Here is a 21586-nt window from a genome sequence, read left to right as displayed (position 1 = left end):
TAGTTTGACGCGACAGAATGGGCACCGACTTGACCGATACGCCGCAACCCCCCGAAGACATGGAAGAAAACCGCCCCGAGCGTCCGGCCTATGACGGCCCGCGCGTCTCGATCGCGGACGAGATGAAGACGTCCTATCTCGATTACGCCATGTCGGTCATCGTCAGCCGGGCCATTCCCGATCTGCGCGACGGCCTCAAGCCGGTGCATCGCCGCATCCTTTATGCGATGTGGGAGGGCGGCAATACGCATGACAAGCCCTACCGCAAATCGGCCCGTGCCGTGGGCGACGTCATGGGTAAATATCACCCGCATGGCGACTCTGCGATCTACGACGCGCTGGTGCGGATGGCGCAGGATTTCTCCATGTCGCTGCCGCTTCTGGACGGCCAGGGCAATTTCGGCTCGATGGACGGCGATAACGCGGCCGCCATGCGCTATACCGAAGTACGCATGGACAAGCCGGCGGCCTATATCCTCGCCGATATCGACAAGGAAACCGTCGATTTCCAGGACAACTACGATGGCAAGGACCGCGAGCCAACCGTCCTGCCCGCCCGCTTTCCCAACATGCTGGTCAATGGCGCAGGCGGCATCGCCGTCGGCATGGCGACCAACATCCCGCCCCACAACCTTGGCGAAGTCGTCGACGCGACGCTGGCGCTGATCGAAAACCCAGATCTCAGCTCCGAGGATCTGATTGAATATGTGCCCGGCCCCGACTTTCCCACGGGCGGCATCATGCTGGGCCGCTCGGGCGCGCGGAAGGCGTATCTCGAGGGGCGCGGCAGCGTCATCGTGCGCGCCAAGACCCGCACCGAAGAAATCCGCAAGGACCGCTGGGCGATCATCATCGACGAGATCCCTTACCAGGTGAACAAGGCCACGATGATCGAGCGCATCGCCGAGGCCGCCCGCGAAAAGCGGATCGAGGGCATAGCCCATGTGCAGGACGAGAGCGACCGCAACGGCGTGCGCGTCGTGGTCGAGCTCAAGCGTGACGCGACCGCCGAGGTGGTGCTGAACCAGCTTTTCCGCTTTACGCCCATGCAGACCTATTTCGGCTGCAACATGCTGGCCCTCAATGGCGGCCGCCCCGAGCAACTGACGCTGCGCCGGTTCCTCACCGCGTTCATCGACTTCCGCGAGGATGTCGTCGCCCGCCGCACCGCTTATGAGCTGCGCAAGGCGCGCGAGCGCAGCCATATCCTGTGCGGTCTGGCCGTCGCAGTCTCGAACGTAGATGAGGTCGTGGCCACGATCCGCGCATCTGCCGATGCCGCCGATGCCCGTGCCCGCCTGATGGAGCGGCGCTGGCCCGCCGGCGATATCCTCGAATATATCGCCCTGATCGACGATCCGACCCATACGGCAAACGATGACGGCACCTATAACCTTTCCGAAACGCAGGCCCGCGCCATCCTCGAGCTGCGCCTGCAGCGCCTGACGCAGCTGGGCGTCAAGGAAGTCACGGACGAGCTGCAGGAACTGGCGGGCAAGATCAAGGAATACCTCGCCATCCTCGCCAGCCGCGAGCGGATCATGGAGATCATCGCGAACGAACTGTCGGAGGTGCGCAATCTCTTCGCCGTGCCGCGCCGCACGCAGATCGTCGACTGGTCCGGCGATATGGATGACGAGGACCTGATCGAGCGTGAGGACATGGTCGTCACCGTTACCTCTGGCGGCTACATCAAGCGCACCGCGCTGGCCGATTTCCGCGCCCAGAAGCGTGGCGGCAAGGGCGTCGGCGGCATGGCGACCAAGGATGAGGACGTGGTCACCACCCTTTTCGTCGCCAACACCCACACTCAGCTTCTGTTCTTCACGACCGATGGCATGGTCTACAAGCTCAAGACATGGCGCCTGCCGCAGGGCGGCCGCACATCCAAGGGCAAGGCCATCGTCAACATCCTGCCGATCCCGACCGGCGTTTCGATCGCCGCCATCATGCCGGTGGACCGCGACGAGGCCGAATGGGACGATCTGCAGGTGGTCTTTGCCACCTCGGCAGGCACGGTGCGCCGCAACAAGCTGTCGGATTTCACCAATGTGCGCTCCAACGGCAAGATCGCCATGCGCTTCGAGGAGGAGAACGCCGGGATCACGCTGATCAACGCGCGCATCGCCTCGAATGATGACGACGTGATGCTGGTCACCTCCTCGGGCCGCGCCATCCGCTTTCCGGCCACCGATGTGCGCGTATTCAACAGCCGTGCGTCGCTGGGTGTGCGGGGCATCCGCCTGACCGGAGATGACAGCGTAGTGTCCATGTCGATCATCCCGCATTTCGACGCCACCTCGGACGAGCGGGCCGCCTATCTCAAGATGCGCCGCGCGCAGGCCGGTCTGACGGATGAGGAACTGGAGGCCGCGGAGGATGAAGGCAACGCGGATGCCGCCATCATGCCCGAGCGCTTTTCCGAAATGTCAGCGGCCGAGACCCTGCTTCTGACCATCACCGAACAAGGCGCGGGCAAGCTCAGCTCCAGCCACGACTACCCGGTACGGGGTCGCGGCGGCATGGGCGTGGCGGCGATGGACAAGGCGATGCGCGGCGGCGCGCTGGTGGCCAGCTTCCCGGTGACGCTGGAGGACCAGATCATGCTGGCCACCTCCAAAGGTCAGTCCATTCGCGTGCCCGTCGATGGCATCTCGTTCCGCTCGCGCAGCGCGGGCGGCGTCAAGGTGTTCAACACCGGCAGGAACGAGGTCGTTGTCAGCGTGGCATGGATCGCCGAGCAGAACGAGGACGAGGACGGCGCGGCGGAAGGGGCCGTGACGGCCGAAGAATGAGCGCGCCGAAACGCGGCACGCTGATCGTCGCGGCGCTGGCCAGCGCCGCGATCCTTGCTGTCTCGGGCATCGCGGTCTGGCGCCATCTGGGCGGCAGCGGCGGTGACACTCCCGCGCAGCGCAGCGCCGTGATCGCCCCTGTCTCCGCCGCCCTCACCGCGTCTGGCGAGCATTCGGAGCAGTGCACTGCAGGGATCCGAGCACTGACCGAGACGAGCGCCACGGGCACGGCCGAAGTGCTCGACAGTCTGGAGCGTTGCGGCGAGACCGCGCGCCTGCTGGCCGATCACGGCTATGGCGCGCTCGACACGGATACCACCACGCCCGGTTCACCCCTGCGCGCAGCGTATCTGGATGCTGCCGGCGCGCTCTTCAGCGTCTACGAGCTTCAGGGCGACGATTTCGACGTGATCTTCGACATGCTGCACCGAGCGCGCAGCACCGGTGCGCCCCTGACGGGCCCTGCCAGTGACGCCGCCCATATCCTTGGCAACGGCGCCCCGGATGTCGACGCCGCGCGCAAAGAGGCCGCCCGCGCCGAGGCGGCCTATCGCAAGCGGGGCTGAGCCGCCGCGTCAATGCGCTGGATAAAGCGCCCCGAATTTTTCCTGAAGATAGCCCATCAACGGCGCCTCGGTCGGCTCGGTCCCGCAGGCGCGCGTGATCAACTCGCGCGGGGGATAAAGCCCGCCATGCTGCTGCACGTTCACGCGTAGCCAGCCCATCGCGGCGCTCATATCGCCCTCCGCCAGCTGATCGTCAAGGTTCGGCACAGCCTGCCGCAACGCCTGCGCAAGGCAGCCTGCATAGACATTGCCAAGGCTGTAGGTCGGGAAATAGCCAAAGAGGCCGCAGGACCAGTGCACATCCTGCAGGCAGCCCCGCGACGCGCGCGGCACCTCATAACCGAAATCGCGCAAGAAGCGCGCGTTCCATGCCTCTTCCAGATCGGCGGGGTCCAGGTCGCCCGATACCAGCGCGCGCTCCAGATCGAAGCGCATCAGGATATGCAGGTTGTACTGCACCTCATCCGCCTCGGTGCGGATATAGCCACGATGCAGGCTGTTGGCGGCAGCATAAAAGGCATCCGGCCCGTCGATGCCAAAATCTCCGAACGTTTCGCGCAGCTGCTTGTAAAGCCAGCCGGTGAAGGCGCGGCTGCGGCCCAGCTGGTTCTCGACAATGCGGCTTTGGCTTTCATGCACGCCCATCGATACGCCCGCGCCAAGGGGGGTCAGCGCATAGGCCGGGTCGATGGACTGCTCGTAGATCGCATGGCCGGCCTCGTGCATCGTCGAATAAACGCAGTTGAACGGCTCGTCATCGCTGGTGCGGGTGGTGATGCGCACATCGTCGCCCGACCCGCTGGAAAAGGGGTGCACCGCCTTGTCGATGCGTCCGCGCGACATGTCATAGCCGCAAACCTTCGCCAGCCGGTGCGTCAGCTCCATCTGTGCAGGCACGTCGAAACGGCCCGAGACCTTGGGCGCCGCCGATCCATTCAACGCCGCCTCGCGCAGCGCGATGAGGCCGGGGCGCAGCGCGCCGAACATCGCGTCGAGATCGGCGGCCTTGGCCCCCGGCTCGTAATCGTCGAGCATCGCATCATAGATATCGCCGCCATCCGCCAGCGCCGCGCCCTCCTCGCGCCGCAGCACCACCACCTCGGCCAGGATCGGCGCAAAAGCGGCAAAATCATCCGCCTCGCGCGCCTCGGCCCAGCGGCCCTGGCTGAGGGCGGTGAACTTGGCAATGGCCATGGCCAGCCGCGCCGGCACGCGCTGCGTGCGCTCATAGCTGCGGCGGATATGGCGCAGCTGCGCGCGGCCCACCTGGCACAGGTCTTCGCCGCTGGCGGCCTCCAGCCAGTCGCCGATACGTGGATCGGTGCGGCGCGCATGCAGAACTTCGCTCAGCGCGCCCGCCTCTTCTGATCGCTGCGCTGCGGCGCCCCGCGGCATCATGGTCTCGCGGTCCCAGCTGAGGCGTCCGGCAATCTGTGCCAGCGCCTCGGTCTGGCGCTGATAGGCCATCAGATCGTGAAAGGCGCCCATTTCATTTTCCTCGTACAGATTGTGCCAGCGGATACCCGGCATGAAACCGGGCCCGAATGATCGTCACCCAGACGATCACCGCCAGGAATTGGTGCAGGATCGCCACCTGCCATGGGGCCCCCAATACAACCGTTACGATCCCGAGTGCAATCTGTGCGAGTACCGTCCAGAAGGCCAGTGCAAATGCGTGCCGGGTTACCACATGCGCGCTACGCCGCCCACGTAGCAGCGCCATTACAGAAAATGCGAGCAAGGCGTAACCGACCATGCGGTGAATGAACTGAACCGTTCCGGGATTTTCAAAGAAATTGCGCCACCACGGCTCGATCACCATCATCTGCGGCGGCCAGAGCGCGCCGGCCATCAGCGGCCATTCGGTATAACTGCGACCGGCATCGATACCGGCGACCAGAGCGCCGATGAGTATTTGGAGAACGGTGAAATGCATCCAGCCTGTGCCAAGCCCGAAAAGCCGCGCCTCGCGCGCCCGCCGCGCCTGCAGGATCTCGCGCTCGGGCCGCGACAGCAGAAGCACGTACCAAGTGATGAAGCCAAGGATGACGAAAGCCAGCCCAAGATGCGTGGCAAGGCGGTAGGAGGCCACATCCGTCCGGTCGCCGCCAAGGCCCGAATGCACCATCCACCATCCCACAGCCCCCTGCGCGCCGCCCAGCAAACCTAACAGCAACAGGCGTCGGGTCCAGCCCGCCGGAATCTGCCGCGCGGCCAGAAAGCCGAAAAAGCCGACGGCCCAGACCAGGCCGATCACGCGGCCCAGCTGCCGGTGGCCCCATTCCCACCAATAAATCACCTTGAAATCCTCAAGGCTCATCCAGCTGTTCTGCACCTGAAATTCCGGGATCGCCTGATAGAGCTGAAATTCGGCCGCCCAATCGGCGGCGCTCAGTGGCGGGATCGCCCCCGTCAGCGGGCGCCACTCGGTGATCGACAGGCCGCTATCCGTCAGCCGGGTCAAACCGCCCACGGCGATCATCACGACCACCAACGCGAAAAGCGCCATCAGCCACACCCGAATCCCGCGGCGCGCCCCGTGCCTGCCCTCGTCGATCATTCCGCCGCGCGGCTGGGTGCGCACCGGGCCGCTCGTCTCGACATCCTGAAAAATGCTGCGCTTTTCAGCCATCTCGGGCGCTCCTCATGAATTCAATGCGGACTGCAGAGTAGTGCGCAGGCCATGCCCCTTCAAGCGCCGCCACCGCCGCGATCCTTCCATCGGACCATCTGACGCATAATTCCGTGCAAAAGCCGCGTATCGGCCTGCGTCAGCGGCATCCGGGACCAGAAATTGCGCAGCGTCTGGCGCATGTTCGCGGCCTTGTGCGCGGGGTAGAAAAAGCCCGCCTCCTCCATGCGCTCATCGTAATGAACGGCCAGCGCCTCGATCTCGGTCTGGCTGGCCCATTGGGTGTTGTGCATGTGCACATGGCCCTCGGGCACGGCGCCTGCTGCCCGGCGCCACTCATAGGCAGTCAGCAGAACGCATTGCGCGAGGTTCAGGCTGGGAAACTCCGGATTGACCGGCACGGTGATGACGGCGCTCGCCCGGACAACATCGTCATTCTCGAGGCCCGCCCGCTCGGGGCCGAACATCACGGCCACCTTCTGTCCGTCGGCGATGCGGCGTGCGGCGTCCTGCATCGCCTCTTCAGGGCTCAGCACCGGCTTGGTCAGTTCGCGCCCCCGCGCGGTGGTGGCATAGACATAGTGGCAATCGCTCAGCGCATCCGGCAGATCGTGGGTCAGTTGCGCCTCATCCAGAAGCCGCCCCGCCCCGCTGGCCATCGCGCGGGCCGCCGGGTTGGGCCAGCCATCGCGCGGCGCGACGATGCGCATCCGGTCCAGCCCGAAATTCCACATCGCCCGCGCCGCCGCGCCGATATTCTCGCCCATCTGCGGGCGGACCAACACGAATGCCGGTTGCGGGGTGTCTGTCGGCATGACGGATCCTTTCATTCGGACGCGTGATACCGCCCCGCCCCCGGCTTGGAAAGGCCCGCGGCTTCATCTTGGTCCAAATACTCCCGCGCGGAGCGCTCCTGCCCCATGCCACCTGTGGCGCCGCCCGAACTCCTGCGCTATACGCAGGGCCACGCAAGACCAAGGAGCGCGCCATGAGCGACCAAGAGCAGCCGCAGATCTACCTGATCACCCCGCCGGAATTCGAGCTGAGCCAGTTCTCGGAGCAGCTTGCCGCGGTGCTCGACGCGCATGAGGTCGCCTGCCTGCGCCTTGCGCTCGCCACCCATGACGAGGACCGCATTTCGCGCGCCGCGGATGCGTGCCGCGAGATTGCCCATGCGCGCGATGTCGCGGTCGTTCTGCAAAGCCATATCGCGGTGGCCGAGCGTCTGGGACTTGACGGCGTGCACCTGACCGACGGCGCGCGCTCGGTCCGCAAGGCGCGCAAGGCGCTGGGGGCGGATGCCATCGTGGGCGCCTTTTGCGCGCAATCGCGGCATGAGGGGATGAGCGCGGGCGAGGCCGGCGCCGATTACGTCTCGTTCGGCCCTGCCGGCTCCAGCGCGCTTGGCGATGGCGCGCAGGCTGAGGATGAGCTCTTTCAGTGGTGGTCCGAAATGATCGAAATCCCTGTCGTTGCCGAGGGCGCGCTTGATGCCGCTCGCGTGGCGGAACTTGCCCGAATGACGGATTTCTTCGGCATCGGGGACGAAATCTGGTCGCAGGACGATCCTGCGGATGCACTCGCGCAGCTTGTCCGCGCGATGGGCTGACGGATCGGCGACTAGCCCCGCTGCCCTTCCGGCATGGCAGACCGCACGGCGCGTTCGGACGCCTCGGCCAGAGCTTTGCGTCCGGCAAAATCTGCCACCCGCAGTGGCTCGTGATAGATCAGACTCGCCGCGCCCCCACGCGCCGCCAGAACGGCGGCGAAATGCGGTGCGAAATCCATGTCACCGAACCAGCCGTAAAAGGCGGGGTTCGCCCCTTTGGGCGCATTGTAGATCACTGTGACCGGCTGGATATACGCGGCCTCGCGCAAGCCGGGCGCAAAGAAGGCCTGAAACAGCGTCGCCTTGAACGGCAGCACACGCAAGCCATCGGTCGAGGTGCCTTCGGGGAAGAAGAGAAGTGGATGCCCGTCGCTCAACCGCGCCTCAAGCGCCACCGTCTGCGCCTGCGCCTCGCGCGCCTCGCGCCGGATGAAGAGCGTGCCCGCCGCCCGCGCCAGATAGCCGATCACGGGCCATCCGGCCACTTCTGCCTTGGAGATGAAATAGACGCGGTGCCGCGCATTCAGAACAAAGATATCCAGCCATGACGCGTGGTTGCCCACCACCGCCCCAGGCAGCGTCATCGGCGTTCCGCGCAGATCGACCCTGATCTGCAAGATGAAGAGGCAAGCGCGGAAAAACCCCTGCACGATGAAGGGCGAGACGGGGCGCCCCTGACCGCATAGCGGTCGCTCGACCAGCCGGACAACCAGAAGGACGGGCAGCAATACCGCAAGAACCAGGACCATCAGCGCCATGCGTCCCGCAGCGCGCAGCCGGGCGCCAAGCCCCTCTGGCGGCTCGGGCGGAATATCCGGGCGCGGCCAGTCCGGCACGCTCATCCGCGCGACCCGGTATAGAGCGCGCGGTGGCTGGCGCTAAGGCCGGCGGTGTCCATCGTCAGGCAGACATCCACCGTGTTGAACGCATGGTCGACGAAGGCGCCGTCACCCACATGCCCACCAAGGCGCAGATAGGCCTTGATAAGGGGCGGCACCTGCAGCATTGCCGCGCGCCGGTCCAGCGCCTCGGGCGCGATCAGGTCCATCGGCTGATGCGCCAGCGACCGGGCCCGCAGCTCGGGCGGCGCGAGATAGCGATGATGCAAAAGCGACAGCGGCGCGGCCAGCGCCTCGGGGTCGGTCCCGTGAAAGCTGGCGACGCCGAACAGCACCTCGATGCCGTGATCGGCCACATAGCCCGCCAGCCCTTGCCACAGATGCAAGAGCGCCTGACCGCCGCGATAGTGCATATCAACGCAGGATCGGCCCAACTCCAGTAGATTTCGGCCTGAATTGCGCAGCGCGGTCAAATCATACTCGGCCTCGGAATAGAACCGACCGGCCCGCGCCGCCTGATCGGCCCGCAAAAGGCGATAGACGCCAACGACTTGCTTGTCTTCGGCGCCGGGCAAGGCGCGATCGATCAGAAGCAGGTGATCGGCCCACTGGTCGAACGCATCCACCTCAAGCGCGGTCTCGTGATCGACCATCGCGCCGCCTCCGCCCAACTCCTCGACGAATACGCGGTAGCGCAGCTGCTGAGCCGCGCGCAGATCGGAGACGCCCCTGGCAAGGCGCAGCTCAAAATCGGGTCTGGGTGTGGAGCGTCGGGTCGCGGCAGATTGCATGGGGCCTCGGCACTGGATGTTGCACGGTTCTATGGGTCCGGGCGGTCAAAAGCAAGAATGGCGCGGCCTTCGCGCGCCTTACACCACCACACGTCTGGGTTGAAAACCATCTGAGGCCGGGTCATCATGGATCGTGGTTAATCATTTGGTAACCATCATAGCGGATCAATGACCGGCAGCAGCATGACACGGCTGCTGTCAATCACCACCTTACCGGCATCGGGAAAATTCACCGTGACCTTGCCCCCCACATTCGACTGCACCTGCCCGATGCCCCACTCGGGCTGGCTGGGCAGCTCGACGCGCATGCCGGGTTCTAGGAATGCTGCAAAATCGCTCATCAAGGCGCCTGTGTTGAAAGGATCCACATGACTCAGCCTAACCGCAATCTCGGCGCGCTGATAGGCTCGCGTATCTGCCACGACCTGATCAGCCCGGTCGGCGCCATTTCGAACGGGCTCGAACTCATGGGGCTGGCCGGGGTGCCGGACGGGCCTGAAATGGCGCTGGTCGCCGATAGCGCGGCCCATGCCAATGCGCGGCTGCGCTTTTTCCGCGTGGCCTTTGGCCTGTCGTCAGACGGGCAAAGCATATCCGAGCGCGAGATGCGCAGCGTGATCGAGGGTGTCTACACCGCCAAAACCGCCTGCGACTGGGAGGTGGCCGGCGCGCTGCCGCGCAAGATGGCGCAGGCCGCGTTCCTTGGGATTCTCTGCGCCGAGCAGGCCGTTCCCTTTGGCGGTACCATCCGGGTCGAGGGGGATGCAGAGGCCCTGCGCGTCATCGCGACCGGCGCCCGCTGCGAGCCGAATGCCGAGCATTGGGCCTGGCTGACCGCGCCTGAGGGGCGCGATCTGGACGACCTGCCCGCCGCCCAGGTGCAATTCGCCTTGCTGCCGGGCCTTCTGGCCGAGATGGGGCGCCGCGCGGATGTCCAGTTGAACGGCGCCGTCTCGCTCGGCTTCTAGGCGCGCACGGCGCCGTCGCCGGTCACCAGATACTTGAAGCTGGTCAACTGCGCCGCGCCCACCGGCCCGCGCGCATGCAGCTTGCCTGTGGCAATGCCGATCTCGGCTCCCATGCCGAACTCGCCGCCATCGGCGAACTGGGTCGAGCTGTTATGCATCAGAATCGCGCTGTCGACCTGCGAGAAGAAGGCCTGCACGGCGGCGGGATCCTCGCTGATGATGCAATCAGTGTGGTGCGAGCCGTATTCTTCGATATGCCCGATGGCGAGGCCCAGATCGCCCACGACACGCGCGGCGATGATGCTGTCCAGATACTCATGCCCCCAGTCACCCTCGCTTGCGCGGACGGTGCCCTCGATCGCGCTCAGCGCTTCGTCGGCGCGCACCTCGACGCCCGCCTCGATCAGCGCACGCACCAGGTCATTGCCCAGCCCCCCCAGCAGATCGCGGTGAATCAGCAGGCATTCCGCCGCACCGCAGATCCCCGTGCGCCGCGTCTTGGAATTGAGCACGACGCGCATCGCCTTTTCCGCATCCGCAGAGGCATCGACATAGATATGTACGATCCCCTCCAGATGCGCGAAGACCGGCACGCGCGCCTCGCGCTGGACGAGGCCGACCAGTTCCTTGCCGCCGCGCGGTACGATCACGTCGATGCTGTCCGTCATGGTCAGCATTTCGCGCACGGCGGCGCGGTCGCGCGTCGGCACCAGCTGAATCGCCTCTTCGGGCAATCCGGCCTCGCGCAGACCCTGCTTGAGGCAGGCATGGATCGCGCGGCTGCTGTGATAGCTCTCGGACCCGCCGCGCAGGATGCAGGCATTTCCGGCCTTGAGGCATAACGCACCGGCATCCGCAGTCACGTTGGGGCGGCTTTCATAGATCACGCCGACGACGCCAAGGGGCGTGCGCACACGGCGAATGTGAATGCCGCTGGGCTGGCTCCATTCGGCCAGAACCTCGCCCACCGGGTCGGTCTGATCGGCAACGGCGCGCAGCCCGTCGGCGATGGCGCGAATGCGGCCCTCATCCAGCATCAGGCGATCCATCATCGCATCGCTTAGCCCCTTGTCGCGGGCGGCGGTCACATCCTTGACGTTCGATTCGATGATCGCCGCGCGGCGCGCCCAGACGGCATCGGCGGCGCTGCGCAGCGCCATGTCCTTGCGGTCCGAGCTGGTCACGGCCAGCTCGGTCGCGGCAGCGCGAGCGCAGGCGCCGATGCGGGCCATGAGGGCGGGAATGTCGTCGGTCTCAGCCATGCATCGGCTCCTTGCCGGTTTCCGTTTGGCGCCGCGTTATCACCAGTATCAGAACGCCATGTCGTCGCGGTGAATCAGCGCGGCCCGCGCAGGATAGCCCAGAACGCCCTCGATGGCATCCGAGCGCAGGCCCATTATCCGGGCCGTGTCCGCCGCGTCGTAGCGCGTGAGGCCGAGGCCCAGAAGCGCGCCATTTTGATCAACGATATCAACGGCATCCCCGCGCCCAAACGTGCCCGAGACATGCGTGACTCCAGCGGGCAGCAGGCTGCTGCCGCGGGTGATCGCGCGGACCGCACCCGCGTCGACGGTCAAGCGGCCCTTGGCCTTCATCGCGCCGATCCACGCCTTGCGCCGCTGCTGCGGGGTGCCCTGCGCGGTGAACCATGTCGCATTCGCCCCCGCCTCGAGTGCAGCAAGCGGGCAGAGCACATCACCCTGGGTGATCGCCATGTCACAGCCCGCGGCCATCGCGGCGCGGGCGGCCATCAGCTTGGTCTTCATCCCGCCCTTGCTGAGCCCCGAGACAGGATCGCCGGCCATCGCCTCGATCTCGGGCGTGAGGGTGTCGATGACGTCGAACCGGCGTGCGGCGCTATCGAGGCCAGGATTGCCGGAATAGAACCCGTCCACATCGCTGAGCAATACCAGTTGATCCGCGCCCGCCGTCACAGCCACCTGCGCCGCCAGCCGGTCGTTGTCGCCGTAACGGATCTCGTCCGTGGCGACGGTGTCATTCTCATTAACGATGGGCACTGCGCCAAGGCGCAAGAGCTGCTCGAGGGTCGCGCGCGTGTTGAGATAGCGCCGCCGATCCGCGCTGTCCTCCAGCGTTACCAGAACCTGCGCAGCCGTCAGTCCGCGCGCGGCCAGGGCCGCCTCATAGGCGCCGGCCAGCCGGATCTGCCCTACGGCAGCGGCAGCCTGGCTTTGCTCCAGCATCAACGCGCCCGAGGGCAGGTTCAGCGTCCGGCGCCCCAGCGCGATGGAGCCGGACGAGACCAGCACCACATCCGTGCCGCGCGCCCGCAGCCGGGCGACATCGTCGCAAAGCCCCTCAAGCCATTCGGCGCGCAGCGCGCCCGTCATCCGGTCGACCAGAAGCGCCGAGCCGATCTTGACGACGAGGCGCCGCGCCTCGCTCAGGGCCGCCACGGCTCGGGCTCGTCTTCGCTGGCCTTACGGTGACGCAGCCGATCATCGTCGATCTCGCTGCGCAGGGCGCGCAAGACATCCGTCACACCGTCACCCGAGACGCCCGACATCGTCATGACGGGACCGCCGCTCGCCTCTTCAAGCTCGGCCTTGGCCTCGGCCAGCGCGTCCTCGTCCAGCGCGTCGATCTTGTTCAGGACCGTCAGCCGCGGCTTGGTGGCCAGCGGCCCGTCATAGGCTTCAATCTCGGTGATGATGGTCTGATAATCCTCCGCCACCGTCTGCGACGTGCCGTCGACCAGATGGAGGAGAACCGCGCAACGCTCGACATGGCCGAGGAAAAGATCGCCCAGGCCCCTGCCCTCGCTCGCGCCATCAATCAAGCCGGGAATATCGGCCACAACGAATTCCACGTTATCGACGCCGACGACGCCCAGATTGGGATGCAGCGTGGTAAAGGGATAATCCGCGATCTTGGGCCGCGCGTTCGACGTGGCGGCCAAGAATGTCGATTTGCCTGCATTGGGCAGCCCCAGCAGGCCGACATCCGCGATCAGCTTCAGCCGCAGCCAGATGGTGCGCTCGACGCCTTCCTGCCCCGGATTGGCACGGCGCGGCGCCTGGTTGGTCGAGGATTTGAAATGCAGGTTGCCAAATCCGCCATTGCCGCCCCGCGCCAGCTCGATCCGCTGGCCCAGCTCGGTCATGTCGGCGATCACGGTCTCCTGGTCCTCATCGAGGATCTCGGTGCCGACGGGCACGCGCAGCACGATATCGTCGCCATCCTTCCCGGTGCGCTGACGCCCCATGCCGGGCTGGCCGGACTTGGCAAAGAAATGCTGCTGATAGCGAAAATCGATCAGCGTGTTCAGACCATCCACTGCCTCGGCATAGACCGAGCCGCCATCGCCGCCGTCACCGCCATCGGGACCGCCGAATTCAATATATTTTTCACGGCGAAAGCTGAGGCAGCCGCCACCACCGCCGCCCGAGCGAATATAGACCTTGGCCAGATCCAGAAATTTCATGGCATAGCTCCTGCATCTTGGGGCGGTCGTCGCCTTGGCCTTCCATACGCAAAGGCTGCGCGCGCCTCAATCGAGTTTTCGGCTGTAGGTCCAGGTGGGAACAGCGCCGCCCCGCGCGACGCAGTAGGACTCGGCATCGCCCAGATAGACAAAGCCGCAATTCGTCAGCACCCGCGCCGAGGCCGGATTGCCCTGCTGCACGGTGGCAAAGATGGTGCGGCATTGCTGTGGATTGGCCGCGACCAAGGCCGCGACGGCAGAGGATGCAACACCCGAATTCCAGAATATCGGCGCAACCCAATAGCCTATCTCGGACTGGCCGATATCGAGGCGAGTCAGGCTGATCACGCCCAGAACCTCGCCCATCCCGGCACGGGTGCCGTCGATGGCCCAGGCATCCTCGATCCGGCCCTCGGCCATGCAGCGCGCGATGAACGCCTCGGTCGTGCCGGGCGGCAGAGGATGCGGGATTGAGGAGGTGGATTGTGCGACACGCAGATCGCCCGTGTAAAGCGCCATCAGTCCTGCATCCGAGGGGCGCACCGGACGCAAGTCATAGGGTCCGGCGGGGATCAAGGGCTGTATGCCGTGGTGCGGAAGATCAGGCTGAGCGAGGGTCATGTAAATGCCCCTTTCCAGAAGCGATGAGAGAAGGAGGCAGATTGCAATCATCAGGGCCGCACGCGAAGGGATGCGACCGATTGCAATGATTTAACCTCTGATAGTTGACAAAGGTTTCCCTTTTGCCCGCTGATATTCAGCATTCCACGGCAGTTTGTCGAAAAAGCGGCGCGAACGCGCCCGAAAACTCAAAAAGGACCGGCGAGAACCGCCGATCCTTCTTGTGACAAACCCGTGAGGGCGCATCAGGTTATTCAGCGGCGTCCTGCAGGGGCGTCACGGAAATGAACTTGCGACCCTTGAGGCCGGTGTGAAACTTCACATGGCCTTCGACCGTCGCGAAGATCGTGTGATCCTTGCCAAGACCGACGCCGGTGCCCGGCCACATCTTGGTGCCGCGCTGACGCATGATGATGTTGCCGGGGATGACGGCTTCGCCACCGTATTTCTTGACGCCGAGGCGACGGCCCGCGCTGTCGCGACCGTTACGGGATGAACCGCCTGCTTTTTTATGTGCCATTTGGTCTCTCCTTAACCTTTGGTCAGTTCTTTGGCCTGCTCAATCCAGCCTTCACGCTCGATCCGGCCCTTGAACGACAGTTTCTCGTCCATCTCAGCGACGTCCGAATCGGTCCATGCCGCGATCTGCGCAAAGCTGGTCACGCCGGCCTCATGCAGTTTCTTCTCCAGCGCGGGGCCAACGCCCGACAGCTGTTTCAGATCATCGCCGCCCTTGGCCTTGGGGGCCGCTTTCTTGGCCGCGGCCTTCTTCTCGGCCGATTTCTCATCCGCCTGGCCTTCGCTCACGCGCTTTTTCATCTCGGCCTGCTGGGTCTTGTTCTTGGCGTACTGACCGTCCGAAACGACAGCCGAGCCAGAGACCGAGCCCGCACCGATGGCGGCCTTGACGCCCGACTTGTCGGCACCCTTGTCCAGGATGTCGGTCACGCGCAGCAGCGTCAGCTGCTGGCGGTGGCCGCGCGTGCGCTGCGAGCCGTGCTTGCGGCGACGCTTGACGAAGTGAATGACCTTGTCGCCCTTGACCTGGTCGATGACCTCGGCCTGAACGCAGGCGCCTTCGATCATGGGCGCGCCGACGACGGGGCTGTCACCGCCCAGCATCAGGATCTCGTTGAATTGTACCTTTTCGCCAGCTTCGGCAGCCAGCTTTTCGACACGCAGCATATCGCCGGACTGAACCCGATACTGCTTGCCCCCGGTTTTGAGAACCGCAAACATCCGTCTTTCCTTCACTTTTCCGCGTCCGCCGGTCCCCGATCGGGTGTTCGCGGCCTTCCGGCCACCTTGGACAGCGCGCCTCAATGGCGTCATAGAATACTCCCCGTGCAGAGCTCGCCCCTGCCGGGATGGGGGCTTATCGGGCCATGCGCGCACCAAGTCAAGCACGTTTTCCAGAGCTTGAGCCTGTACCGCAGCGACGCGCGCACCGGACCTCTCACGGGACCCGCAAGCGCGGAATATCAGGCCCGGCGAGGAATTTGCATCAAAAACTGCCATACCCCCTTGCGAGCCCCATCAATCCATTCTAGGACGCCGCCACCAGACCCCCGCGGAGAGGTGCCGGAGTGGTCGAACGGGGCGGTCTCGAAAACCGTTGAGGGTGCAAGCCTTCCCAGGGTTCGAATCCCTGTCTCTCCGCCACACTTCTGCAAGTCCTATCCACTCACTTGGGAAAAACCAGCCCCCTTACAGAACGCAAGGTCCAGCGCGGTTTACTCAAGCTTCGGGACATCCATTCGCTGACTGATCAATCAGTCGCGATATGGACTGGCACGCCAACGGGCCGCGCCACCATCCCCCAGAGTGTGCACGCGGTCATACATCCTGTCACACTCGCTTTCGCAGCACCCGCCAAACGCTTCAGCGATGCACTTTCTAAGCATTCTTCCTGCATTTCGGCGCGGCTTTCGCACCGTAACGCTCCCGAACCAGCCGGAGCGGCCTTCCATGTGCGTGTACTCACTTCGCCAAACATGACCGAGTCACGAGAATCATTTGACTGGCTTTCGCTCTTTTATGTATAGACATATCAAACATGACCGCGCAGCAAACCACTCAAGCTGCCGCCATTTTGGGGATAGGACATGACAGATAACGGCACCCTCTACGTAGATCTGACCGCCGCGACGATGACAGAGACCGGCGCGCCCTATGGCTTGATCGAGGATGCGGCGATTGTGACGCGCGACGCGCAGATCGTCTGGGCAGGGCCGAGGGCCGATCTGCCGGACGCGCATTCCGGCGCGCGTGAGGTCAGCCTTGACGGGCGTCTCGTTACGCCCGGGCTGATCGACTGCCACACCCATATCGTGCATGGCGGCGACCGCGCCGCGGAGTTCGAGATGCGGCTGAACGGGGCCAGCTATGAGGAGGTCGCACGCGCCGGGGGCGGCATCGTTTCGACGGTCGAGGCGACGCGCGCCGCCGACGAGGACGCACTGCTGGCCAGCGCCCTGCCCCGCGTCGATGCGCTACTGGCCGAGGGGGTGACGGTGCTCGAGGTGAAGTCCGGCTATGGCCTTGATCTGGAGACCGAGCTGCGCATGCTCCGCGCCGCCCGCGCTATCGAACGGGAGCGTCCCGTGCGCGTCGTGACCAGTTTTCTCGGCGCGCATGCCGTGCCTGCCGAGTACAAGGACCGCGCGGATGCCTATATCGACGAAGTCTGCATCCCCGCCCTGCGCGCCGCCCATACTGAAGGGCTGGTCGATGCGGTGGATGGATTTTGCGAGGGGATCGCCTTTTCGCCCGAGCAGATCGCCCGCGTCTTCGACGTGGCGCAAGAGCTGGGCTTGCCGGTCAAGCTTCACGCCGAGCAGTTGTCGAACCTTGGAGGGGCCAAGCTGGCCGCAAGCTATGGCGCGCTTTCGGCGGATCATATCGAGTATCTGGACAAGGATGGCGTGGCCGCCATGGCCGATGCCGGAACCGTCGCCGTCATCCTGCCCGGCGCCTTCTATACCCTGCGCGAGACGCAGGCACCCCCCATCGAAGCGCTGCGCAAGCATGGCGTGCCGATGGCGCTGGCCACCGATTGCAATCCCGGCTCGTCGCCCATGACGTCACTCCTGCTGACGATGAATATGGCCTGCACCCTCTTTCGCATGACGCCCGAAGAGGCGCTGGCCGGTGTCACGCGCCATGCGGCCACGGCCCTTGGACTGACCGATTGCGGCTGGATCGCCGCCGGGCAGCGCGCCGATCTGGCGGTCTGGGATGCGGCGCACCCCGCCGAGCTGGCCTATCGCATCGGCTTCAACCCGCTTCACGCGCGCATCTTTGGAGGGGACTCATGACCACGCTTACCCTGACGTCCGGCGCCGTCACGCTGGATGATCTGGCCCGGATCTATTGGACCGAGGCTGCCGTGCGCCTAGACCCCGCCTGCCGCCCCGATATCGAGCGAGCGCATGCGCGCATTGCCCGCGCCGTCGCCGGAACCGATGCGGTCTACGGCGTCAATACCGGCTTTGGCAAACTGGCCAGCGTCAAGATCGCCGCCGAGGATACCGCTACGCTGCAGCGCAACCTGATCCTGTCGCATTGCTGCGGCGTCGGACCGGCCATTCCGCGCCGCCTCGCGCGTCTTCTGATGGCGCTGAAACTGCTCAGCCTCGGGCGCGGCGCCTCGGGTGTGCGCCCCGAACTGGTCGAACTGATCGAGGCGATGCTGGAGGCGGGCGTGACCCCGGTGATCCCCGCTCAGGGCTCGGTCGGCGCGTCGGGCGATCTGGCGCCGCTGGCGCATATGGCTGCCGTGATGATGGGCCATGGCGAGGCCAAGTACGAAGGCCGCGTCATGCCCGGCGCCGAGGCGCTGGCCGCTGCCGGGCTCAGCCCAGTCGAGCTTGGCCCCAAGGAGGGCCTTGCCCTCATCAACGGCACGCAATTTTCGACCGCCTTCGCCCTCGCCGGCCTTTTCGGTGCATGGCGGGCGGCGCAATCCGCCCTTGTCACCTCGGCGCTGACAACAGACGCGGTGATGGGCTCAACCGCGCCGCTACAGCCTGAAATCCACGCCCTGCGCGGCCATCCGGGCCAGATTGCGGCGGGCGAGACGATGCGTGCCCTGCTGGAGGGCTCGCAGATCCGTGAGAGCCATGTGGAAGGCGACGCGCGCGTGCAGGACCCCTATTGCATCCGCTGCCAGCCGCAGGTGACCGGCGCGGCGATGGATGTGCTGCGCATGGCGGCAAAAACGCTTGAGATCGAGGCGAATGCGGCCACGGACAATCCGCTGGTGCTGACCGGCGCCGATATGATCGTCTCGGGCGGGAATTTCCATGCCGAGCCGGTCGGCTTTGCCGCCGACATGATCGCGCTGGCCGTGGCCGAGATCGGCGCCATCGCGCAGCGCCGCGTCGCGCTGATCGTCGATCCGGTGCTGAGCCACAATCTGCCGCCCTTCCTGACGCCAAAGCCCGGCCTCAACTCCGGCTACATGATTGCCGAGGTGACGACCGCCGCGCTGATGAGCGAGAACAAGCATCTGGCGAACCCTTGCGTGACCGACAGCACGCCCACCTCCGCCAATCAGGAGGACCATGTCAGCATGGCTGCCCACGGAGCGCGCCGCCTGATGCCGATGCTGGACAATCTGGGTCGCATCCTTGGAGTCGAATTGCTCTGCGCCGCACAGGGCATCGATTTCCGCGCGCCCCTGACGACAAGCGCGGCGCTCGCCCGCGTCGTTGCGCGCGTGCGGCAAGAGGTCACCACGCTAAGCGATGACCGCTACATGGCCCCGGATCTTGAGCGCGCGGCGCAGATGATCACCTCGGGCGCCATCATCGACGCCGCAGGCACCAAGATGCCGGAGCTGGGCGCCTGAATGCGCCCACCTAAATTCAAATTCTGACCCCATGTTGAAACAGACCCCCGGAGGCACATCATGAGCGATCCCCGCAAGAACACCCGCGACATCTATCCCGCGACCGGCAGTGACATCACCGCAAAAAGCTGGATGACCGAGGCCCCGATGCGGATGCTGATGAACAACCTGCATCCCGACGTGGCCGAGAACCCGCACGAGCTGGTCGTCTATGGCGGCATCGGTCGCGCCGCGCGCACCTGGGAGGATTTCGACACGATCGTCGCCAGCCTCAAGGACCTGGAAGAGGACCAGACCCTGCTGGTGCAATCGGGCAAGCCCGTCGGCGTGTTCCAGACGCACAAGGACGCGCCGCGCGTCCTGATCGCCAACAGCAATCTTGTGCCGCATTGGGCGACCTGGGACCATTTCAATGAACTGGATAAGAAGGGCCTCGCGATGTACGGCCAGATGACGGCCGGCAGCTGGATCTATATCGGCAGCCAGGGCATCGTGCAGGGCACCTACGAGACGTTTCAGGAGGCGGGCCGCCAGCATTACGACGGCGATCTGACCGGCAAGTGGATCCTGACCGGCGGCCTTGGCGGCATGGGCGGCGCGCAGCCTTTGGCGGCCGTCATGGCTGGTGCTTGCTGCCTTGCGGTGGAGTGCAACCCGGACAGCATCGATTTCCGCCTCCGCACCGGTTATGTCGACGAGCGCGCCGAGACGCTGGACGAGGCGCTGGAGATGATCGAGCGATGGACCAAAGCGGGCGAGGCGAAATCCGTCGGCCTTCTGGGCAATGCCGCCGATGTCTTCCCCGAGCTGGTGCGGCGCGGGATCCATCCCGATATCGTCACCGATCAAACCAGCGCGCATGATCCAGTCAACGGCTACCTGCCGCAAGGCTGGACCATGGCGGAATGGCGTGCCAAGCGCGAGAGCGATCCCAAGGCGGTCGAGAAAGCCGCCCGCGCCAGCATGAAGGTCCATGTCGCTGCGATGGTCGATTTCTGGAACGCGGGCGTGCCGACGCTGGATTACGGCAACAACATCCGGCAGGTCGCGCTGGAGGAAGGGCTTTCGAGCGCCTTTGCCTTCCCCGGCTTCGTCCCCGCCTATATCCGGCCGCTCTTCTGCCGGGGTATCGGTCCATTCCGCTGGGCCGCCCTCTCGGGCGATCCCGAGGATATCTACAAGACCGACGCCAAGGTGAAGGAACTGGTGGATGACGAACATCTGCACAACTGGCTGGACATGGCGCGCGAGCGCATCAGCTTCCAGGGCCTGCCCGCACGCATCTGCTGGGTCGGGCTTGGCGTGCGGCACAAGCTGGGCCTCGCCTTCAACGAGATGGTCCGGACTGGCGAGCTGAGCGCACCCATCGTGATCGGGCGCGACCACCTCGATAGTGGCTCGGTCGCGTCGCCCAACCGCGAGACGGAGGCGATGAAGGATGGCAGCGATGCCGTGTCTGACTGGCCGCTGCTCAATGCGCTGCTCAATACAGCTTCGGGCGCGACCTGGGTGTCGCTGCATCACGGCGGCGGCGTCGGCATGGGCTTCAGCCAGCACTCGGGCATGGTGATCTGCTGTGATGGTAGCGAGGATGCGGACCGCCGCATCGCCCGCGTCCTCTGGAACGATCCCGCGACCGGTGTCATGCGCCACGCCGATGCAGGCTATGGCGAGGCGCTGGATTGCGCGCGAGAGAACGGGTTGAATCTGCCGGGTATCCTGAAGTGATCCCTGCGCTCCGGCCATAACAGCGGCCGGAGCGCGTTCAGTACCGCGTCGTCATGCGGTGGCCGGGCCGATAGGACAGCCTGACATGGGTGATCGCCCGGCCCTCGAACCACGTCGCCCGCTCGACCACGAACAGCGGATCGCCCTCGCGGCTGCCCAGGTATCCTGCCAGCCCTGCGTCGGCCAAGGCGGCGGAAAAACTGATCTCGGCGTTCGAGAACGGTATCGTCGCCACCAGCCATTCGTTCGGGCCAATGTCGCTGAAATCCGCCTCTTCTGCCTCAGGCAGGGCCACCAGGCTGATCCAGCGGTCCTCGTGCTGGTAGGGATCGCCATCCGCGTAATGCATGCAGATGAGGTGCAGCGCCCGCGCGCCCTCCGAAAGCTGGAGCCGGGCGCGGAGCCAATCGGGCGCATCCTCGACACTGCGCGCCGCCAGCGCATAACGGTAGACCGCGCCCTTGTCCTCGATCTCGCGGCGCACGATGGGTATGTCAAAACGTGCCTGCCGGATCGGGCTGGCCCGCACGCGGGTTCCCGCCTTGCGCCGCCGCTCGATCAGGCCGTCATCGGCCAGCTCGCGCATCGCGCGGTTCACCGTGGCGCGGGCACAGCCATAGGTCTCGGCCAGCTCGATCTCGTTCGGGATGAGGCTGCCCGGCCCCCAATGGCCCTTGGTGATCTTGTTGAGGATGTCGGATTTGACATCCTTGTAGGTGGCTTTCATGGGTGGGCCTTCG

Annotated in this window: 20 protein-coding genes and 1 tRNA gene; 8 read left to right on the top strand and 13 right to left on the bottom strand. The window is 65.3% G+C overall.

The window, feature by feature from the left end:
- The first annotated feature begins 59 nt into the window (after positions 1-59).
- Both gyrA and ACEWPL_RS02160 read left to right on the top strand, forming a co-directional pair.
- A complete protein-coding gene (gene gyrA / locus ACEWPL_RS02165; protein ID WP_393935377.1) occupies positions 60-2795 on the top strand; it encodes a DNA gyrase subunit A in 2736 nt (911 codons plus the stop codon).
- Positions 2792-3361, top strand: coding sequence for a hypothetical protein (locus ACEWPL_RS02160; RefSeq protein WP_393934819.1), 570 nt, complete (start codon positions 2792-2794; stop codon positions 3359-3361). Before gyrA ends, ACEWPL_RS02160 begins: the two co-directional genes overlap by 4 nt.
- Before the next feature lie 9 nt (positions 3362-3370).
- Here ACEWPL_RS02160 and ACEWPL_RS02155 read toward each other — a convergent pair whose 3' ends face one another.
- Genes ACEWPL_RS02155 through ACEWPL_RS02145 form a run of 3 tightly spaced genes read right to left on the bottom strand, consistent with a single transcriptional unit; the run spans position 3371 to position 6808 of the window.
- Entirely contained in the window at positions 3371-4849 is a 1479-nt protein-coding gene (locus ACEWPL_RS02155) for a carboxypeptidase M32 (protein ID WP_393934820.1), read from the bottom strand.
- A 1-nt stretch (position 4850) separates the two neighbouring features.
- A complete protein-coding gene (gene ctaA / locus ACEWPL_RS02150; protein ID WP_393934821.1) occupies positions 4851-5993 on the bottom strand; it encodes a heme A synthase in 1143 nt (380 codons plus the stop codon).
- 59 nt (positions 5994-6052) lie between these two features.
- Positions 6053-6808: an RNA methyltransferase gene (locus ACEWPL_RS02145; protein WP_393934822.1), complete on the bottom strand. Its 756-nt coding sequence runs from the start codon at positions 6806-6808 to the stop codon at positions 6053-6055.
- A 173-nt stretch (positions 6809-6981) separates the two neighbouring features.
- Between ACEWPL_RS02145 and ACEWPL_RS02140 the strand changes: the two genes are divergently transcribed.
- Positions 6982-7602, top strand: a complete 621-nt coding sequence (locus tag ACEWPL_RS02140; protein WP_393934823.1) for a thiamine phosphate synthase — start codon at positions 6982-6984, stop codon at positions 7600-7602.
- Positions 7603-7613: 11 nt separating this feature from the next.
- Here the strand turns inward: ACEWPL_RS02140 and olsA are convergent, their stop codons facing one another.
- The 3 genes from olsA to ACEWPL_RS02125 all read right to left on the bottom strand — a co-directional run bounded on the left by olsA (position 7614) and on the right by ACEWPL_RS02125 (position 9573).
- Entirely contained in the window at positions 7614-8438 is an 825-nt protein-coding gene (gene olsA, locus ACEWPL_RS02135) for a lyso-ornithine lipid O-acyltransferase (protein ID WP_393935379.1), read from the bottom strand.
- Positions 8439-8440: 2 nt separating this feature from the next.
- A complete protein-coding gene (gene olsB / locus ACEWPL_RS02130; RefSeq protein ID WP_393934824.1) occupies positions 8441-9232 on the bottom strand; it encodes an L-ornithine N(alpha)-acyltransferase in 792 nt (263 codons plus the stop codon).
- A gap of 155 nt (positions 9233-9387) precedes the next feature.
- The gene (locus ACEWPL_RS02125) at positions 9388-9573 is read right to left on the bottom strand and encodes a DUF3553 domain-containing protein (RefSeq protein ID WP_393934825.1); all 186 of its coding nucleotides are present in this window, start codon (positions 9571-9573) and stop codon (positions 9388-9390) included.
- 27 nt (positions 9574-9600) lie between these two features.
- Between ACEWPL_RS02125 and ACEWPL_RS02120 the strand changes: the two genes are divergently transcribed.
- On the top strand, positions 9601-10200 hold the full coding sequence (locus tag ACEWPL_RS02120; protein ID WP_393934826.1) for a histidine phosphotransferase family protein: 600 nt from the start codon (positions 9601-9603) through the stop codon (positions 10198-10200).
- On the opposite strand, the gene ACEWPL_RS02115 is transcribed toward ACEWPL_RS02120, so the two are convergent.
- From ACEWPL_RS02115 to ACEWPL_RS02090, 6 genes are all read right to left on the bottom strand, one after another.
- Positions 10197-11462: a glutamate-5-semialdehyde dehydrogenase gene (locus ACEWPL_RS02115; protein WP_393934827.1), complete on the bottom strand. Its 1266-nt coding sequence runs from the start codon at positions 11460-11462 to the stop codon at positions 10197-10199. The two genes, ACEWPL_RS02120 and ACEWPL_RS02115, sit on opposite strands and share 4 nt — an antisense overlap.
- Positions 11463-11510: 48 nt before the next feature.
- The gene (proB, locus tag ACEWPL_RS02110; RefSeq protein WP_393934828.1) at positions 11511-12617 is read right to left on the bottom strand and encodes a glutamate 5-kinase; all 1107 of its coding nucleotides are present in this window, start codon (positions 12615-12617) and stop codon (positions 11511-11513) included.
- Positions 12605-13645: a GTPase ObgE gene (gene obgE, locus ACEWPL_RS02105; protein WP_393934829.1), complete on the bottom strand. Its 1041-nt coding sequence runs from the start codon at positions 13643-13645 to the stop codon at positions 12605-12607. The genes proB and obgE overlap by 13 nt, the downstream gene beginning before the upstream one ends.
- 66 nt (positions 13646-13711) lie before the next feature.
- Entirely contained in the window at positions 13712-14266 is a 555-nt protein-coding gene (locus ACEWPL_RS02100; protein ID WP_393934830.1) for a GNAT family N-acetyltransferase, read from the bottom strand.
- A 250-nt stretch (positions 14267-14516) separates the two neighbouring features.
- Complete coding sequence (gene rpmA, locus ACEWPL_RS02095) at positions 14517-14786, bottom strand: 50S ribosomal protein L27 (protein ID WP_076535103.1); 270 nt, start codon at positions 14784-14786, stop codon at positions 14517-14519.
- 11 nt (positions 14787-14797) lie between these two features.
- Positions 14798-15505: a 50S ribosomal protein L21 gene (locus ACEWPL_RS02090; RefSeq protein ID WP_393934831.1), complete on the bottom strand. Its 708-nt coding sequence runs from the start codon at positions 15503-15505 to the stop codon at positions 14798-14800.
- Positions 15506-15838: 333 nt separating this feature from the next.
- Here ACEWPL_RS02090 and ACEWPL_RS02085 point away from each other — a divergent pair.
- From ACEWPL_RS02085 to hutU, 4 genes are all read left to right on the top strand, one after another.
- Positions 15839-15928, top strand: a tRNA-Ser gene (locus tag ACEWPL_RS02085).
- 443 nt (positions 15929-16371) lie between these two features.
- On the top strand, positions 16372-17583 hold the full coding sequence (gene hutI / locus ACEWPL_RS02080) for an imidazolonepropionase (RefSeq protein ID WP_393934832.1): 1212 nt from the start codon (positions 16372-16374) through the stop codon (positions 17581-17583).
- The gene (gene hutH / locus ACEWPL_RS02075) at positions 17580-19118 is read left to right on the top strand and encodes a histidine ammonia-lyase (RefSeq protein WP_393934833.1); all 1539 of its coding nucleotides are present in this window, start codon (positions 17580-17582) and stop codon (positions 19116-19118) included. Before hutI ends, hutH begins: the two co-directional genes overlap by 4 nt.
- 60 nt (positions 19119-19178) lie before the next feature.
- Positions 19179-20846: a urocanate hydratase gene (hutU, locus tag ACEWPL_RS02070; protein WP_393934834.1), complete on the top strand. Its 1668-nt coding sequence runs from the start codon at positions 19179-19181 to the stop codon at positions 20844-20846.
- A 37-nt stretch (positions 20847-20883) separates the two neighbouring features.
- Here hutU and ACEWPL_RS02065 read toward each other — a convergent pair whose 3' ends face one another.
- A complete protein-coding gene (locus tag ACEWPL_RS02065; RefSeq protein ID WP_393934835.1) occupies positions 20884-21573 on the bottom strand; it encodes a GntR family transcriptional regulator in 690 nt (229 codons plus the stop codon).
- Between the last annotated feature and the right edge of the window lie 13 nt (positions 21574-21586).

Source organism: Roseovarius roseus (genome assembly GCF_043355935.2).
Classification (GTDB): domain Bacteria; phylum Pseudomonadota; class Alphaproteobacteria; order Rhodobacterales; family Rhodobacteraceae; genus Roseovarius; species Roseovarius roseus.
Note: the sequence above shows the minus strand (reverse complement) of the source record. Positions and strands in the feature narration are given on the sequence as shown.

What these genes read in the sequence shown, in the direction of transcription:
- hutU (WP_393934834.1), top strand. Translation starts at nt 19,179, where the DNA reads ATGAGCGATCCCCGCAAGAACACCCGCGACATCTATCCCGCGACCGGC.
- obgE (WP_393934829.1), bottom strand. Translation starts at nt 13,645, where the DNA reads ATGAAATTTCTGGATCTGGCCAAGGTCTATATTCGCTCGGGCGGCGGT.
- ACEWPL_RS02120 (WP_393934826.1), top strand. Translation starts at nt 9,601, where the DNA reads ATGACTCAGCCTAACCGCAATCTCGGCGCGCTGATAGGCTCGCGTATC.
- ctaA (WP_393934821.1), bottom strand. Translation starts at nt 5,993, where the DNA reads ATGGCTGAAAAGCGCAGCATTTTTCAGGATGTCGAGACGAGCGGCCCG.
- hutH (WP_393934833.1), top strand. Translation starts at nt 17,580, where the DNA reads ATGACCACGCTTACCCTGACGTCCGGCGCCGTCACGCTGGATGATCTG.
- ACEWPL_RS02065 (WP_393934835.1), bottom strand. Translation starts at nt 21,573, where the DNA reads ATGAAAGCCACCTACAAGGATGTCAAATCCGACATCCTCAACAAGATC.
- olsB (WP_393934824.1), bottom strand. Translation starts at nt 9,232, where the DNA reads ATGCAATCTGCCGCGACCCGACGCTCCACACCCAGACCCGATTTTGAG.
- hutI (WP_393934832.1), top strand. Translation starts at nt 16,372, where the DNA reads ATGACAGATAACGGCACCCTCTACGTAGATCTGACCGCCGCGACGATG.
- ACEWPL_RS02160 (WP_393934819.1), top strand. Translation starts at nt 2,792, where the DNA reads ATGAGCGCGCCGAAACGCGGCACGCTGATCGTCGCGGCGCTGGCCAGC.
- rpmA (WP_076535103.1), bottom strand. Translation starts at nt 14,786, where the DNA reads ATGGCACATAAAAAAGCAGGCGGTTCATCCCGTAACGGTCGCGACAGC.
- ACEWPL_RS02125 (WP_393934825.1), bottom strand. Translation starts at nt 9,573, where the DNA reads ATGAGCGATTTTGCAGCATTCCTAGAACCCGGCATGCGCGTCGAGCTG.
- ACEWPL_RS02115 (WP_393934827.1), bottom strand. Translation starts at nt 11,462, where the DNA reads ATGGCTGAGACCGACGACATTCCCGCCCTCATGGCCCGCATCGGCGCC.
- gyrA (WP_393935377.1), top strand. Translation starts at nt 60, where the DNA reads ATGGAAGAAAACCGCCCCGAGCGTCCGGCCTATGACGGCCCGCGCGTC.
- ACEWPL_RS02155 (WP_393934820.1), bottom strand. Translation starts at nt 4,849, where the DNA reads ATGGGCGCCTTTCACGATCTGATGGCCTATCAGCGCCAGACCGAGGCG.
- ACEWPL_RS02145 (WP_393934822.1), bottom strand. Translation starts at nt 6,808, where the DNA reads ATGCCGACAGACACCCCGCAACCGGCATTCGTGTTGGTCCGCCCGCAG.
- ACEWPL_RS02100 (WP_393934830.1), bottom strand. Translation starts at nt 14,266, where the DNA reads ATGACCCTCGCTCAGCCTGATCTTCCGCACCACGGCATACAGCCCTTG.
- ACEWPL_RS02090 (WP_393934831.1), bottom strand. Translation starts at nt 15,505, where the DNA reads ATGTTTGCGGTTCTCAAAACCGGGGGCAAGCAGTATCGGGTTCAGTCC.
- ACEWPL_RS02140 (WP_393934823.1), top strand. Translation starts at nt 6,982, where the DNA reads ATGAGCGACCAAGAGCAGCCGCAGATCTACCTGATCACCCCGCCGGAA.